Origin of the sequence: Pantoea sp. Taur (assembly GCF_009830025.1) — a bacterium.
Classification (GTDB): domain Bacteria; phylum Pseudomonadota; class Gammaproteobacteria; order Enterobacterales; family Enterobacteriaceae; genus Pantoea; species Pantoea communis.
This window is the reverse complement of the sequence record NZ_SZZZ01000003.1, coordinates 38,976-53,210: the sequence shown is the minus strand read 5'-3', so window position 1 is coordinate 53,210 and position 14,235 is coordinate 38,976. Positions and strand designations below refer to the sequence as shown.

The window sequence follows — 14,235 nt, the reverse complement described above, 5'->3', positions numbered from 1 at the left end:
CGACCCCGTTGAGTCAGTGACGAATAGCACAACCACACTGCGACATTTCTCCCGGCACATATTTTCCGTGATGGGAGTGGCGAACTTGCAACTCACCTTGCTGCCAATCGTTGCCGGTATCAGCACGATTTTCCAGTAAGCGATTCAGTGCTTCGTTGACCAGCAAATCACGACGCTGTGCCCAACTGGTCAGATGCCAGGTTGAGGCGCGGGCTTCATCCACATCATCAAAACCTACGACTGCCACGTGTGCGCCCTGGCCAAAATCGCGCACTGCCTGCAATGCACCAAAGGCCAGCACATCGCTTTCGCAGAACAGTGCATTAATGCGCTCCGCTGCACGGGTTTTCTTTAGGTAGGCCATCATGGTCTGATAAGCCAGTTCTCGATCGTTAGCCCCGGCCACCAGCTGAACGTTCAGCGTTTTGTGTTCCGCCTCAAGGCTGGAAACCAGACCTGCCATTTGACGCACGGGATCGGCGTATTCCTGGCTGTGCATAAAGCCAAAGCGCTGATGTCCTTGCGACAGTAACAATGACCCCATCTCGGCACCCGCATCGAAACCATCGGCAATCACGACCTCAGCACCTGCTTCACGGCTCTGGCTTAAATGCACCGTCGCCACGTCAGGCAGTAGTTTTGCTGCGGTATGCAATTCATCCTCAAACAGGGATGTCAGAAATACCAACCCCGCCAGCGGCAAAGATGCGGCATTCTGCAACATACGTTGATAGTTTTCTGCTGAATCGACATTCAGCAACAGCGTCACTAAACCACGCGCGTTTAACTGACGCGTCATTTCATTCAGCATCGTGATGGTATTTGGGTTGGTGAATTCATCGCTGACGATGCCGATGATATTGGGATTAACGGCCATGAACGAGCTCTCCTGCAACTTAGCGTGCGGTCATTATTTTGTAGGTAAGGTAAGACACTTCACGTTACCCGATTAAGTCGCTATCGCCAATCATCAGACTTGCTGTCTCTTCTGCATTTTTAACGTCGGGTCAGGGCCAGGCGAATTCCCAGGCCAATGAATGTCATACCGACGATACGATCCAGCAGCTTTTGCAGCGTAATGTTGCGCGATACTGCACTCGCAGCACCGCCCGCCAGCAGGGCAAACGTCACATCAGTGATCAACCCAATCACCGCGTATGTTAGTCCCAACAGCAGGAAGGAACTCGCATGATAGTTACCCTCTACCACGACGAATTGTGGGAAGAAAGAAATGAAAAACAATAACACTTTGGGATTAGTGATAGAGGTAATAAAACCGCGTACTAAAAGATTACGGGTATTGGAGCGTGGCACCTGAGTCTGTGAGCGACATCCCTGTGGTTTGGCAATAAACGTTTCCCACACCATCTTGCCACCTAAATAAATAAGATAAGCAGCCCCGATATATTTAATCGCTGTAAATAACATCGGCGAGGTGGTAATTAACGCCGTTAAGCCTATTGCACTGGCCAGCGCATGAGTACAGCTGCCGAGCGCCACACCGCTCGCAGATATCACGCCGCTGCGTCGCCCATTGGCCACGCTTTGCCCGATCACATAAGCGAGGTCCGGCCCCGGCGTGATACACAGCAGGAATACCGAAATGAGGAACAGGGGGAAATGGATGATATCCAGCATGCTAACTCCTTGTTGAAGTGGCGTTTGTTGTACTGAGTATGGCCACGTAATCCAATCTGATGACGATTTATTTTGAGACAAAGTAACGAAGGTAGAGTTGATACTCTTCGCTCATATTATCGGGCATATCATCAGTGGTGAAGAATGCCAATGATAACCCCTCACTTTTATCATTTATTAAATTACCATGCCATTTTTTTGACCAGTAGAGCGCGGTGACGACATTGATTTCATCTTTATTATTAAGCGTAAAAGTAAATTCTTTGCCAGAAAAGACCTTCAAAAAATGAAGTTCATCGATATCAATGTTCGTCTCTTCTTTCACTTCACGCACAGCGGTTTGTTCGAGGCTTTCACCCGGTTCCATCAACCCACCGGGTAGTCCCCAGCTTCCGTCTAATCGCTGCTGTAGTAAAATACGTTGCTTATCATCAAGGATGATGACGTTCGCTCCCGCAAGCAGCAACATACGATGTCCAACTAAGGTTCTCATCTCACTGACATAGCTCATCATGCTCTCCCCCAGATAAGATTTAAGAAAAATAGCGCTACAACATGACAATTAAGCCAGCTTAATTCGCAATGAGCACACATTGCGCCATCACTCTTTTGTGCCCGCTACAGTATGAGTTGCAGGACTAAACATAATCGTCATGGAGTTCAACTTGTGGCAACACTTACCCTACGCGTGGCGCGACCGGTCTCACAGCTGGAACGCAGCCGTGAACTTTACCAGTCAGGATTAGGACTGGATGTGATTGGCGCCTTTGAAGATCATCACGGCTTTAATGGGGTTATGCTGGGAAAAGCGGGCATCCCCTGGCATCTCGAGTTCACACAATGCACTTCACATCCGGTTATCCCTTCTCCATCAGCGGAAGACCTGTTGGTGCTGTATTTACCCGAGCGTGATGAATGGCAGCAAACCTGCCAGCAAATGATATCTGCGGGATTTAAGCAGGTTAGTTCGTTCAACCCTTACTGGGATCAAAACGGAAAAACATATGAAGATCACGATGGTTATCGAACCGTCATCCAGTGTCAGCAGTGGCCGCAACCCTCCGCATGTCTGAACGTTTATAAATGAGCAGGGCGCCAACGCGCCCTGCTCATTACTCTTCGAGTAGAATCGAGAAACCGCCGTAAATCATTCTTTTGCCATCAAACGGCATGTTTTCGCCCATCTCTTTCATCCGCGGATCGGACATCATTTTCTGATTGGCCGCATCACGCACTTCACGTGAGGGATATTCAATCCAGCTGAACACCACTGTTTCTCCCTCTTCCGCTTTCACCGACCGATAAAAATCCGTGAGCTTGCCTTCAGGCACATCATCTGCCCAGCACTCCACGATGCGGGTGGCACCAAACTCCTTAAACAGCGGCGCTGCTTTGGCCGCCATGGCACGGTAATCCTCTTTATTAACTTCAGGCACCGCAACGACAAAACCATCTACGTACGACATAGGCTATTCCTCCGTCGTGCTGTACACGGCCGACAGTGACCGCAGAGTAAAGTGTACAAATGATGTGCAAATCATGAGCAACTGCAGCACTGAAACTGCGTGTTGTCTCGCAGATTCCTGCCTGCGGCCGAAATTGCGTTACACTGTGCACCTCGATAGTTACGCCATCAGGATAGTTATGCGCATCACCATTGATTCGGCCGATCAGCCGTTTATTCACCGTTTGCTCGGAGAAGAGATAGGGCAAGTGGATACCCAATCCAGCGACACGCGTTTACAACACGCCCTCGACATCGCTCGGCAGCAGAAAAATCACGAAGCGGAACTCGACTGGAAACGCAATGCAGTGTTTTTGGCGTTGTTTATTTTCCTCTATGCCGTCCTGGGTGCCTCGCTGACGCTGGATCTCACCGCACAAGCACCCAGCCACAAAAGTTTGGTATATGCATTAGAAGCTGTCCCCGTGCTGATCGCCTTTTCCGGTCTGTTTGTCTCGTTGTTATTCCTGTTCTTCACCCGCAGCAGCGCGCGACGCCTGCGCAGTTGGGATCAAGGCATTTTTGTGCTGGAGAAATACGTTGGCACCAACCTCTATAAGCAAATCAATGAGATGGGCGCTCGCACCACCAACTATTCACAGTCAGCCATTAACGTTGCGCTTGCCCTGTTTATTTGTGTGACCTGGGTGGTGATGTACAACTATTTCACCTTCACCACCAGCGGCGTGATTGGCAGCGTGATTTCTTTGTTTATCACCACCATGACCTACGTGATACTCGATATTCAATTGCTGAAGTCAGGCACCTCTATTGCGATTGATGAGCCACTGATTCCGGCTGACGAAGATAAAGAGAAGAAATAATCCCCTGCATCAGGTGGCCTAAGGGCCGCCTCGATATTTCTTGCCTATAATCATGCTGACATACCCTTTAATACGGATCAGGATCGATAAAGGAGCAGTAATGAAAATATGGCCCATCGCCGCACTTGCCGCGTTATCGTTAACGCTGGTTGCCTGTAAATCCCCGACACCACCAAAAGGTGTCACGCCTATCAGCCCTTTTGATGCCAACCGCTATTTGGGCAAATGGTACGAAATCGCCCGCCTGGATCACCGCTTTGAGCGCGGCAAAGATCATGTCACAGCCACTTATACTCAACGCAACGATGGCGGCATAAACGTGCTGAATCGTGGATATGATCCGGTGAAAAAAGAGTGGAGTGAGAGTGAGGGCAAGGCCTATTTCACCGGCAAATCGGATACCGCAGCGCTTAAAGTCTCCTTTTTTGGCCCGTTCTATGGCGGCTATAACGTGATCGCATTGGATGATGATTATCAATACGCGCTAGTGAGCGGTCCAAATCGGGGTTATTTATGGATCTTGTCGCGAGAGCCGAAGCTTCCGAATCAAGTGAAAAAACAGTACCTGGCTATCGCGCAAAGGCTGGGGTTTGATGTGGATAGGCTCATCTGGGTGGATCAAGGTTAAAACTGCACTCAGGAATGAAGTCATTCTACTTTCCATCCCTGTGTAGTTCAGCATAACCGGGCGTGAGATTCTGGTTATGCTGCAGCGTTGGGGTGGAGAATCTTCAATCGGCTTATGACCAATAACTTGCAGGCTTGCAACCTATCACAGGTTACCCCTTATTGGGTGAGGAACACATCATTCCGTGAAAACTGCACATGAATGATTGATTTAAACGAATCCCTTATTTATTAATCATATAACCAGGCATGTTTATAATGCGCCTCTCTTCGCAATATTGCCCTTTCAAAAAAGCTGCTAAAATACGTCATCGTCTATGTTTTTATCAGTATAAAATATTCTTATCTAAAATTTCAAAGCTCTGATCATTCTGACTTATCAATCAACATGTTGAGTCAACCCATCAGGTTGCTGTTCGCTTTTTTCATTATCGCATTGCCAGTGGTGAGGAAATAATGAATGAAATAACAGAAGAATCCCCCAGAACAAATCTCAGATTATTATGGGGCTTACTGATTGTATTAACACTCATTTCGCTGCAGTGCCCAGCGAGCGAAATTAACCTATATTCCATCAACACGGGTTCCTACGTTTATCATCTGACCGGGAATCATGGGCAATACACTGAGAATTTTGAGAATAACTTCTTTTCGGTAGAAAGAAAATTGTCCGAAGATTCCACCTATAGCGTCCTGATCGGCACCATGAAAAACAGCTTTGACGATCGCTGTCTTGCGTTAGGGGTGAGAAAAGACTGGAAAACCTGGGATGATGGCTGGACCTTTAAAGGTATCTACGGCTACACCGGTGAGTTTTTTTTCGATGCCTTTAAGGATTGTGGCGATCACGGTTCCTATCACGACTTTAAAAAGGCCACCGGAATAGGATTCTCACCCTATATTTATCATGGCTTTCAATATAATTTCACACCCTATTTCGGCATTGAATCGGGGATTATTATCCCCTCGGTATTTGTTATCACCATTCAATGGAGCTTTAGATAAGCTCTGCACTTTATGATTCAAAGTGCTGTTTTTCAAGCCAATCGGCGATGACAGAGCTGAGTCTAACAGGTTGCTCAAGGGGCAACATATGACCACTTTCACCGATAATTTCCATATCGCCCCCCAATAAAGTGACAATCTCTCGGGACTCTTCAATACCGCGCAGGCCATCTCCTTCAGATGCAATGACCAATATTGGGCAACGAATCGGTTGCTGCGTGACACCACTGCGATCAAGCATGGCTTGTGTTCGAAAAACATTTGCACCGAGATGTTTCCCCATAACACGAATTTTATCAATCAGTTGGGCATCATTCTGTCGCGAGGAATGTAGCGATGGCTTCAGCACCGCCTGGCTAAAGCCATTAAAATCACCCATTAAGGCCGTTTGTGACGCCTTATCCAGTAACTCACGTTGTTCAGGCGGATCTTCACGAAGTGAAGTGGCAACCAAAACCATTCCTGCAGTACGCTCGGGAAAGGCTTCGGCGATGGCTCTTGCCACATAACCTCCCAGTGAGAAACCGACCAAAATAAAGCGCGGCGGTAAGGTTGCCACGATATTGTCAGCATATTCGGTGATGCTTTCGCCGTGGCTCAAGCTGGCTCTGATACAGGTTCTGTCATCTGGATAGGCGCAAACAAAATCATCCCAAAGTGTTTCATCCAGCATAAATCCTGGAATGAGTACGAGAGGTAAAGTTGTATTGTTCATCCGTGAATCCTTCAGTGTGGGGAATTAATGAGAATGTGTGAGATCAAGTCCGTATAAAGGCTGTGGCTTCACAACATCGCGAATATTCTGTGGATAATGCCAGCCCAGGTGACTATCATCAACCCACCCTACTCACTACTGATAAATAAGGAGGATTACTATGCCATCGTGTGAATTGTTTATTTACTCACACTTTTATAGTAATTGGCCGCGCTCAGCTATCTCTGCATTCGTGCTGCGATAATCCGCCTGAGCGAAGTCTACTGAAATTCTGATCCCTTCCTCCGGCTTACCGGGTTGTCGTCAGCAGTTTTTGACGTCGGGCGTTCGCACGCCTGCAACTTATGAGTAAGCACATGAGCACATTACTATCCGCACACGCTGTCGGCTTTGATAACGCCTTCGGTACCCTTTTTCACAACATCAATTTCAGCCTCAAAAAAGGCGATCGCATTGGGCTGCTCGGTGATAACGGCACGGGAAAAAGTATCCTGCTCAAAATCCTCAGCGGTGAACTTGCAAGCAGCCAGGGCAGCGTTACCTTAGCAAATCACTGTCTTCTGGCGCGAATTGAACAGCATCTTCCCTCTCAACTCCAGCAAGCCACGCTGCTTGCAGGCGTGATTGCACGTCTGCCAGAACAGCAACAGCTCAGTGAAGCCTGGCGAGCGGAAGCGCTACTCTCTTCGCTGGGGTTCGATGCTGAACAGCATACCCAAACGGCAGCCACGTTGAGTGGCGGCCAACATATGCGGTTACTGCTGGCGCGTGCACTTATTCTCCAGCCTGATCTGCTGTTACTGGATGAACCCAGCAACCATCTGGATCTTCCAACGCTGCTTTGGCTGGAACAGTTCCTGATAAATTGGAAAGGCAGCTTTGTGCTGGTCTCACATGACAGCACCTTGCTGGATCAGGTCACCAATTGCAGCTGGATCCTGCGCGATCAAACCCTGCAATTCTTCCGCCTTCCCTGCTCTGCGGCCCGACAAGCGCTGGCCCAGCAGGATGAAACCGATGCACAACGTTATCAGGCAGAACAGAATGAGATTGAGCGCGTCGAAAAAAGTGCCAAACGGCTGGCAATTTGGGGACGCACCTACGATAACGAAGGTCTGTCGCGTAAAGCGCAGCAAATGGAGAGACGCGCCAGTTGGTTGAAAGAGGCACAAACCACATTGACCGAAGGCAGCTTATGGCGCCTTCAACTGCTGGGAGAAGCGCTGGATGCCGATCGGGTGCTGGCACTGACTGAAATGCACATTCGCCCAGCGGAGAACGCGCCTGCGTTGTTTTCGTTACCCAGCCTGCAGGTTAAAAGCGGCGACCGCATCGCCATAGTGGGCCGCAACGGCAGCGGGAAATCTTCGCTGCTGCGCCAACTCTGGCTGGAATACCAGCGTGAGACCACCACACTGTTTCATCCGCGTGCAAAGTTAGGTTATTACGACCAAAGCCTCACGCAATTGCATGATGAGGAGAGCCTCAACGAGGCACTGGCGCATTTTGCCCCTCTAAGTGACGACCAGCGAAAGATGGCTCTGATAGGTGCGGGGTTCCCTTATCTCCGTCATCAGCAATTAGTGGGCTCGCTGAGTGGCGGTGAACGCTCACGCCTGCTGTTTGTCGGGCTGACACTCGCGCGCTATTCCTTATTGCTGCTGGATGAGCCCACCAACCATTTGGATATGCTGGGTAAAGAGGAGTTGGCAGCCGCCCTCAATCAGTTCGAGGGCGCGGTGTTGCTGGTGTCGCACGATCGCAATCTGATCGCCAGCAGCTGTAACCGTTTCTGGCTGATTCAGGATCAGCAACTTAGCGAGTGGCATGACTTTGAACCGGTGATTGAGCAACTGAGTGCCAAACAACCGTCAGACAGCGAGACCGTAAATGTTCTGTCCGTGACGTCTGAATCGTACAACGATGAAGATGCGCTGCTGCTGGCGTTGTGTGATCTGGAAAGCAAGCTGGATGAAGATAGAGAGCGTAAGCCCAAACATCAAAAACCGGCGTTGCAGGCACAATGGCGCGATGAGATTGCGCAACTGAAACAGCAGTTGGGCATCCTTTAAGCGAACTTCCCATCAATACGCCCCTGCGATATTTGTATCCTGCATCCCAGGGGCATAATGAGTGATCACTGATAAATTACACCAGAGCGGCGCTCAACACCTGCGCCGCTCGTTTTAACTGATCAGCAGGATTGCGCCCAATCAGCACGTACTGATATCCGCTGCGATGCCACCACACCAGATTCATACCGTGCCGTTTTTCCTGCGCCAATGCACTCTGTTTACTCGCATCTTCCCGCGAAATACACAGGGCCATCGGACCGTAATTGCTGTGATTCCAGGCGATTTGAGTGATCAGTGAATCGTCGTAGCGCAACATACGCACACTTTTCAGGCTCGCTTCAGGAAGCGTCAATTGCTCAGTCGTCAGACGCAGATCGAGGTCGCGCGCCGTGCGTTGTAATGAACGCGCTAACACCTGTGGCGAACTGTCGACATCCGCCAACGTTTCCGGGCTATAGAGCGACATATATTGTGCTTCCAGTTCACGTATTCGCGCGCTCTCATCCTGTTCAGCTTTCGCGACGGGTCTGGCCCAAAAACCGACGGCACTGCCCACCAGCAGAAAACTGACTGATGCTGCGATCAACGCACGACGGCTAACCTGAACAGTCTCTTTTTTCGGTGCGGACGGCGTGTTGTCCAGCAGGTACGCCAGTCGTGACTCCATACGCTCCAGCGGCGCCTCATCCAGCATTGGCGCGAACGCATCCGCAAAAGGTTGATTGCTTTTCATTAGCTCAGCCGTCCGTGCTGACAACGTTTCACTGCGCTTTAGTTCGTTTTCAAACGCCTGCGCATCCTCCGCGCGCATTTCACCATCCAGCCAGGCAACGATAGCTTCGTCGGCATAGGGCGAGGTAAATCGTGGTGCATTCACAAGCGTTTCTCCTGTACCGCAGGCCGCGCTGTCACTGCGCTGGCTAAAGTAGTGCGTGCCGCAGCGAGGCGGCTCATGATGGTTCCAATCGGTACGGCCAGCGTGTCGGCGGCTTCCTGATAGGTAAAACCCTCGACATAAACTAAAAATACCGCGTTGCGCTGTGCCTCTGGCAACTGCCCAACCCGTTGCATCACTTTGGCATATTGCATGCGCTGTTCATTGTGTTGCTGATGGTCGGGAGCGAGCAATTCATCACTCTCGACGAATCCCTGCCCCATGCGCACCCGCTGCGCGCGCAGTTCGTTGATCCAAACGGAGTGCAGCACGGTGAACAGCCAGCGATCGATGCGTGTGCCCGGTGTGTACTGGGCGCTGCGTTCCAGCGCCCGCACACAGGTGGACTGCACTAACTCTTCGGCCACATCTTTATTACGCGATAACACCATCGCGTAACGCCACATACGCGTCAGATGCGCCGCCAGATGTTGACGGACTTCAGTGCTGGTAATGTTTCTATCCTCCGTCAACAGCGGTCATCAGGACTCAGGGTGACCATTAATGGCCGCGTGCAAATCCTGATACTCTTCACACTTCACACCGCACAGCGATTTGATGATAGTGAGCTGCTCTTTAGCCAGATCCGGTCGGCCTTTGATCATCCAGGCTTCACCTAAATATTCACGCACTTTGGCATATTTGGGGTCTAGTGCGATCGATTTCTGATAGTAACGCATCCCTTCGTCGGTGCGGCCCAGTTTACGTGTGGCGTAACCGCGATAATTCCATGCCTCTTTGGTGTTCTGATTGTGCAACGTATCCAGTAACGTCAGCGCAGCTTGATACTCGCCTTTTTTCGCCAGGTGGTAGGCGTAATTGGTCTTATCCTCATCACTCAGCGTGCTGGTTTTTTCCGGCACGCAGGATTTGGTTTTACTGTCATAAACCTGCCCTTTCGGACAGTCCGGGGTTTTCTTGTCACTGTCGTCATCGCCCATGGCGAATGCAGTCGGTGCATGTAACACCATCAGCAATACCGGCACGGCAAACCAGCGAACCTGATTCATCATCTTCATCATTCATTTATCCTCGTGGAGGGGCATCGAATCGCGCAACGGCAGCATACGGCGCAGCACGTTGTCACGCAGAACGTAGTGGTGGAGTAACGCCGCCAGCGCATGCGCGCCTGCCAGGCTAATCAGCGCCCAGGCAACGTTATTGTGTAATCCCGCCAGTGTGTGACGCAGTGCGGTATCGACATGAATAAAGGTTGGAATAGCGAACAGGCCAAAGAAATTAAACGGTTCCTGTTGCGACCAACGAAACAGAAAACCCAATGCAACCTGAGTAAATAGCAACAGGTACAACAAGCCATGAACGGCATGCGCAATCATGCGCATCGGCGTGCTGCTTTCAGCTGGCGCCACGGCCAAATGCGTCTGACGTTGGCAATAGAAACGCCACAGTGGGCGCACAATCATCACCAAAGCCAGCAAAATGCCAAAAGAGATATGCCACGCCTGTAAACCCTTGCGCAGCGGTGTGCCCTTTTCCAGTTGTTCCCAAATGTGCGCCGAGGCAAACAGAAAAATGACGCTAAACGCAGTGATCCAGTGCAGCGTCATGCTGAAAGCGTCATAGCGTTGACGTGAGTTTTGGCGGGCCGGAGCGGACATAGCATTTCCCAAATAGTGAGTGGTTTAGGGGTAAACAACTCAACGACGATTTCTATTCGAAAAATTTTCATTTTTTTCTCAACGCTCCCAACTTAATGCAGAAATCCTGACGAATTTTCTCCTGTTTGTTGCATTTAGTGATTACTATTCTCGCTTCATTAAAGGGATGCTTATGTTGAATACCTCTAAAAAGCGGCTTTTGGTCGCGATCGCTATTTTGGCGATCATTATTCTGGTCTGGGCCTACAGCAGTTCACGACCAAAACCGAACCCTCTGGTCACTGCCGTGGTGCGTCAAGGCGACATCGAAAACGTCATCGCCGCGACCGGCAAGATGGACGCAATCGAACGCGTCAACGTCGGTGCACAGGTATCGGGACAGGTGAAAAAGCTCTATATCAAAGCGGGCGATAACGTCAGTAAGGGCGAACTGATCGCTGAAATTGACGATCAGCCACAGCGCAGTGATTTACGTAATGCGCAGGCTGCACTGAGCGTCGCGCAAGCCGATCTGGAAACACGTGAAGCGACGTTGGTCAGGCAGGATGCGCAGTTCAAACGCCTGCAGCAAATGATTAAAGCTAATCTGGTGTCACGTCAGGATTATGACGAAGCGGCCGAAGCGTGGAGCACCGCGCGGGCAGAGTTAACGGCGCAAAAAGCGCGCGTGATTCAGGCGCAGATTGAGGTGGACAAGAAACAGCTCGATCTCAGTTATACCCGCATCATGGCACCAATGGACGGCACGGTGATCGCCATCGTCACCAAACAGGGCCAGACAGTTAACGCCGCGCAGAGCGCGCCGACCATCGCCAAGCTGGCGCAACTTGGCACCATGACCATTAAAGTGCAGGTTTCCGAAGCGGACATCACTAAGATCCAACCCGGCCAGCAGGCCTGGTTTACCACCTTTGCCAATCCCGACAAACGCTACTATGCCACGCTGCGCAGTATCGAACTGGCCCCGGAATCGGTGATGAAAGATGACGCCTTAATGGGCAACAACGAGAGCACGCCTTCCAGTAGCACCAACGCCGCGATTTATTATAACGCCCTGCTGGATGTGCCTAACCCGGATAACACCCTGCGCATCTCCATGACCGCGCAGGTGAATTTACTGCGTGACAAGGCAAATGATGCCCTGCTGATTCCGGTGCAAGCGACTAAGAAAGATCCCGATGGTAAAACCTATGTGGAAGTCGCCGATCAGCAGAATCAGCCCGAGAAACGCATCATCACCACCGGTATTTCAGACAGCGTCGATATTCAGGTTCTCAGCGGATTAAAAGCCGGTGAAAAAGTGATTCTCGCGACCCAGGCTATTGGCGCGGACAAGGTGGTGATGTGAGCCTGATCGAACTGAAAAACATTCAGCGCAGCTATGTTAACGGTTCAGAATCTCTGCATGTGCTGAAAGACATTAACTTGCAGATCGCCAGTGGTGAGATGGTGGCGATCATTGGCCCTTCCGGGTCGGGCAAATCCACATTGCTGAATATTCTCGGCTGCCTGGATGCCGCCGACAGCGGTCACTATTTTATTGCCGGGCAGAATACCGCTTCACTTTCACCGGATGCGCTGGCAAAAGTCCGTCGCGAACATATTGGTTTTATTTTTCAGCGCTACCACCTGATGCCGGACCTGACCGCATTAAGCAACGTCGAAATCCCGGCGATTTATGCCAATTTGCCGGGGCATGCGCGGCGAGCGCGTGCTGCTCAATTACTGGAACGACTCGGTCTCAAAGGCCGTGAACATCATAAACCGGGTGAACTCTCTGGTGGCCAGCAACAGCGCGTCAGTATTGCGCGAGCGTTGATTAATGGAGCCGAGATTATTCTCGCCGATGAACCGACCGGCGCGCTGGATTCGCATTCTGGCGAGGAAGTGTTACGCATTCTTCATGACCTGAATCGTGACGGTCATACGGTAATTATCGTCACACACGATATGAAAGTGGCGCAACACGCTGACCGCATCATCGAAATCCAGGACGGTGAAATTTTTGCTGACAGCGGGCCAAAAACAGAGGCGACGCGATCGCGCTATCAGCCAATGGTGAGCAGAAGTCAGAGCAAGCTGCGCGGATTTGTTGATCGCCTGCGCGAGTCAATGCGCATGGCGCTAAATGCCATGAATACGCATCGCTTACGCACCGCACTCACCATGACCGGTATTATCTTTGGTATTGCCGCTGTCGTCACTGTCGTCGCGCTTGGACAAGGTGCGCGTGAAAAAACGCTGGAGAGTATTTCCGGTCTCGGGACGAATGTGGTGTCCGTGTATGCCGGCGGCGATTTCGCCGAAGATGATGCGCATCCGGTGTTGACGCTGGTGATGGCGGATGCCGATGTGATTGCTCGCCAGCAGTTTGTCGACAAAGTCAGCCCTGAGCTGCTCTCGACGCAGCCGATCCGTTATCTCTCCAACTCGTCAAAAGCATCCGTATCGGGCGTCGGCAAAGATTACTTTGAGATTCAGGGCATCAAACTCACCGAAGGCAGCAACTTCAGTGATGAACGCCATGCCCGGCAAGAGATCATCATTGATACCAATACGCGCAATAAGCTGTTTGCAGCCAATGAAAACCCCATCGGAAAAATGATCGTGTTAGGGTCTGTGCCGGTGCGAGTCATTGGTGTGGCGCATGAAGATAACGGCATTTCGCCCAATCGTCTCAGCGTGTGGCTGCCCTGGAGCACCATGATGTACCGCATCAGTGGGCAAACAGCGCTCACAAGTATCAGCGTTAAGCTTAAAGATGATGTGGTCAGCGGTCCGGCGGTGGAATCTCTCACGCAACTATTGACTGCGCGCCATGGCACCAAAGACTTCCTGATGTTTAACCGCGATAAGTACCGCAAAGCGATTGAAGGGGCAGCAGCCACCTTGACCTTGCTGATTTTGATGGTGGCATCGATTGCGCTGATGATCGGCAGCATCGGCGTGATGAATATTATGCTGGTGTCCGTCACCGAACGAACGCATGAGATTGGCGTGCGTATGGCCGTGGGTGCGCGGCGTGGCGATATCATGCAGCAGTTTATGATTGAGGCGGTGCTGGTATGTTTGGTTGGCGGTTCACTCGGCGTGGCACTCTCACTGGTGATCGGTCCGCTGATTAGCCTGATGGCAGGCGGTGTACTGACAGCCATCTACTCATGGGAATCCGCGGGGGCAGCTTTCGCCTGCTCCACTATTATCGGCATGATTTTTGGTTATTTGCCTGCGCGCAAAGCTGCCCGTATGGATCCGGTCGCCGCGCTGGCGAGTGAGTAAATGTATCTTCTCGGG

At 51.0% G+C, this 14,235-nt stretch carries 16 protein-coding genes; 7 read left to right on the top strand and 9 right to left on the bottom strand.

Annotated elements, in window-relative coordinates; genetic code table 11:
* Positions 1-13 precede the first annotated feature (13 nt).
* The 3 genes from FD744_RS04810 to FD744_RS04800 all read right to left on the bottom strand — a co-directional run bounded on the left by FD744_RS04810 (position 14) and on the right by FD744_RS04800 (position 2,152).
* Positions 14-877: a substrate-binding domain-containing protein gene (locus FD744_RS04810; RefSeq protein WP_160867500.1), complete on the bottom strand. Its 864-nt coding sequence runs from the start codon at positions 875-877 to the stop codon at positions 14-16.
* Between the two features lie 119 nt (positions 878-996).
* Positions 997-1,638, bottom strand: coding sequence for a LysE family translocator (locus FD744_RS04805; protein ID WP_160867499.1), 642 nt, complete (start codon positions 1,636-1,638; stop codon positions 997-999).
* A 67-nt stretch (positions 1,639-1,705) separates the two neighbouring features.
* Positions 1,706-2,152: an NUDIX hydrolase gene (locus tag FD744_RS04800; protein ID WP_306439521.1), complete on the bottom strand. Its 447-nt coding sequence runs from the start codon at positions 2,150-2,152 to the stop codon at positions 1,706-1,708.
* A 153-nt stretch (positions 2,153-2,305) separates the two neighbouring features.
* Here FD744_RS04800 and FD744_RS04795 point away from each other — a divergent pair, with 153 nt between their 5' ends.
* The gene (locus FD744_RS04795; RefSeq protein ID WP_373424358.1) at positions 2,306-2,725 is read left to right on the top strand and encodes a VOC family protein; all 420 of its coding nucleotides are present in this window, start codon (positions 2,306-2,308) and stop codon (positions 2,723-2,725) included.
* A gap of 25 nt (positions 2,726-2,750) precedes the next feature.
* Here the strand turns inward: FD744_RS04795 and FD744_RS04790 are convergent, their stop codons facing one another.
* The gene (locus tag FD744_RS04790; RefSeq protein WP_034829871.1) at positions 2,751-3,104 is read right to left on the bottom strand and encodes a DUF1428 domain-containing protein; all 354 of its coding nucleotides are present in this window, start codon (positions 3,102-3,104) and stop codon (positions 2,751-2,753) included.
* Between the two features lie 178 nt (positions 3,105-3,282).
* Between FD744_RS04790 and FD744_RS04785 the strand changes: the two genes are divergently transcribed.
* The 3 genes from FD744_RS04785 (at position 3,283) to FD744_RS04775 (ending at position 5,598) form a co-directional block, all read left to right on the top strand.
* On the top strand, positions 3,283-3,966 hold the full coding sequence (locus tag FD744_RS04785) for a hypothetical protein (RefSeq protein WP_058960967.1): 684 nt from the start codon (positions 3,283-3,285) through the stop codon (positions 3,964-3,966).
* A 100-nt stretch (positions 3,967-4,066) separates the two neighbouring features.
* Positions 4,067-4,594: an outer membrane lipoprotein Blc gene (blc, locus tag FD744_RS04780; protein ID WP_034829872.1), complete on the top strand. Its 528-nt coding sequence runs from the start codon at positions 4,067-4,069 to the stop codon at positions 4,592-4,594.
* Positions 4,595-5,049: 455 nt separating this feature from the next.
* Complete coding sequence (locus FD744_RS04775; RefSeq protein WP_237448828.1) at positions 5,050-5,598, top strand: hypothetical protein; 549 nt, start codon at positions 5,050-5,052, stop codon at positions 5,596-5,598.
* A gap of 10 nt (positions 5,599-5,608) precedes the next feature.
* Here FD744_RS04775 and FD744_RS04770 read toward each other — a convergent pair whose 3' ends face one another.
* Positions 5,609-6,313, bottom strand: a complete 705-nt coding sequence (locus tag FD744_RS04770; RefSeq protein ID WP_160867497.1) for an alpha/beta fold hydrolase — start codon at positions 6,311-6,313, stop codon at positions 5,609-5,611.
* A 356-nt stretch (positions 6,314-6,669) separates the two neighbouring features.
* On the opposite strand from FD744_RS04770, the gene FD744_RS04765 reads away from it, so the two are divergent.
* Complete coding sequence (locus FD744_RS04765) at positions 6,670-8,385, top strand: ABC-F family ATP-binding cassette domain-containing protein (protein ID WP_160867496.1); 1,716 nt, start codon at positions 6,670-6,672, stop codon at positions 8,383-8,385.
* 76 nt (positions 8,386-8,461) lie between these two features.
* Here the strand turns inward: FD744_RS04765 and FD744_RS04760 are convergent, their stop codons facing one another.
* From FD744_RS04760 to FD744_RS04745, 4 genes are all read right to left on the bottom strand, one after another.
* A complete protein-coding gene (locus FD744_RS04760; protein WP_160867495.1) occupies positions 8,462-9,265 on the bottom strand; it encodes a hypothetical protein in 804 nt (267 codons plus the stop codon).
* Positions 9,262-9,729, bottom strand: coding sequence for a sigma-70 family RNA polymerase sigma factor (locus FD744_RS04755; RefSeq protein WP_230599210.1), 468 nt, complete (start codon positions 9,727-9,729; stop codon positions 9,262-9,264). The genes FD744_RS04760 and FD744_RS04755 overlap by 4 nt, the downstream gene beginning before the upstream one ends.
* Positions 9,730-9,804: 75 nt before the next feature.
* On the bottom strand, positions 9,805-10,341 hold the full coding sequence (locus FD744_RS04750) for a tetratricopeptide repeat protein (RefSeq protein ID WP_373424368.1): 537 nt from the start codon (positions 10,339-10,341) through the stop codon (positions 9,805-9,807).
* A gap of 3 nt (positions 10,342-10,344) precedes the next feature.
* Complete coding sequence (locus tag FD744_RS04745; RefSeq protein ID WP_160867493.1) at positions 10,345-10,941, bottom strand: cytochrome b; 597 nt, start codon at positions 10,939-10,941, stop codon at positions 10,345-10,347.
* Positions 10,942-11,113: 172 nt separating this feature from the next.
* On the opposite strand from FD744_RS04745, the gene FD744_RS04740 reads away from it, so the two are divergent.
* Both FD744_RS04740 and FD744_RS04735 read left to right on the top strand, forming a co-directional pair.
* On the top strand, positions 11,114-12,289 hold the full coding sequence (locus FD744_RS04740) for an efflux RND transporter periplasmic adaptor subunit (protein WP_160867492.1): 1,176 nt from the start codon (positions 11,114-11,116) through the stop codon (positions 12,287-12,289).
* Positions 12,286-14,220: a MacB family efflux pump subunit gene (locus tag FD744_RS04735; RefSeq protein ID WP_160867491.1), complete on the top strand. Its 1,935-nt coding sequence runs from the start codon at positions 12,286-12,288 to the stop codon at positions 14,218-14,220. Before FD744_RS04740 ends, FD744_RS04735 begins: the two co-directional genes overlap by 4 nt.
* Positions 14,221-14,235 lie beyond the last annotated feature (15 nt).

Excerpts from the sequence above, each read along its gene's own strand:
- FD744_RS04810 (WP_160867500.1), bottom strand. The coding sequence starts at position 877 with ATGGCCGTTAATCCCAATATCATCGGCATCGTCAGCGATGAATTCACC.
- FD744_RS04805 (WP_160867499.1), bottom strand. The coding sequence starts at position 1,638 with ATGCTGGATATCATCCATTTCCCCCTGTTCCTCATTTCGGTATTCCTG.
- FD744_RS04800 (WP_306439521.1), bottom strand. The coding sequence starts at position 2,152 with ATGATGAGCTATGTCAGTGAGATGAGAACCTTAGTTGGACATCGTATG.
- FD744_RS04790 (WP_034829871.1), bottom strand. The coding sequence starts at position 3,104 with ATGTCGTACGTAGATGGTTTTGTCGTTGCGGTGCCTGAAGTTAATAAA.
- FD744_RS04785 (WP_058960967.1), top strand. The coding sequence starts at position 3,283 with ATGCGCATCACCATTGATTCGGCCGATCAGCCGTTTATTCACCGTTTG.
- blc (WP_034829872.1), top strand. The coding sequence starts at position 4,067 with ATGAAAATATGGCCCATCGCCGCACTTGCCGCGTTATCGTTAACGCTG.
- FD744_RS04775 (WP_237448828.1), top strand. The coding sequence starts at position 5,050 with ATGAATGAAATAACAGAAGAATCCCCCAGAACAAATCTCAGATTATTA.
- FD744_RS04770 (WP_160867497.1), bottom strand. The coding sequence starts at position 6,313 with ATGAACAATACAACTTTACCTCTCGTACTCATTCCAGGATTTATGCTG.
- FD744_RS04765 (WP_160867496.1), top strand. The coding sequence starts at position 6,670 with ATGAGCACATTACTATCCGCACACGCTGTCGGCTTTGATAACGCCTTC.
- FD744_RS04755 (WP_230599210.1), bottom strand. The coding sequence starts at position 9,729 with ATGTGGCGTTACGCGATGGTGTTATCGCGTAATAAAGATGTGGCCGAA.
- FD744_RS04750 (WP_373424368.1), bottom strand. The coding sequence starts at position 10,341 with ATGAAGATGATGAATCAGGTTCGCTGGTTTGCCGTGCCGGTATTGCTG.
- FD744_RS04745 (WP_160867493.1), bottom strand. The coding sequence starts at position 10,941 with ATGTCCGCTCCGGCCCGCCAAAACTCACGTCAACGCTATGACGCTTTC.
- FD744_RS04740 (WP_160867492.1), top strand. The coding sequence starts at position 11,114 with ATGTTGAATACCTCTAAAAAGCGGCTTTTGGTCGCGATCGCTATTTTG.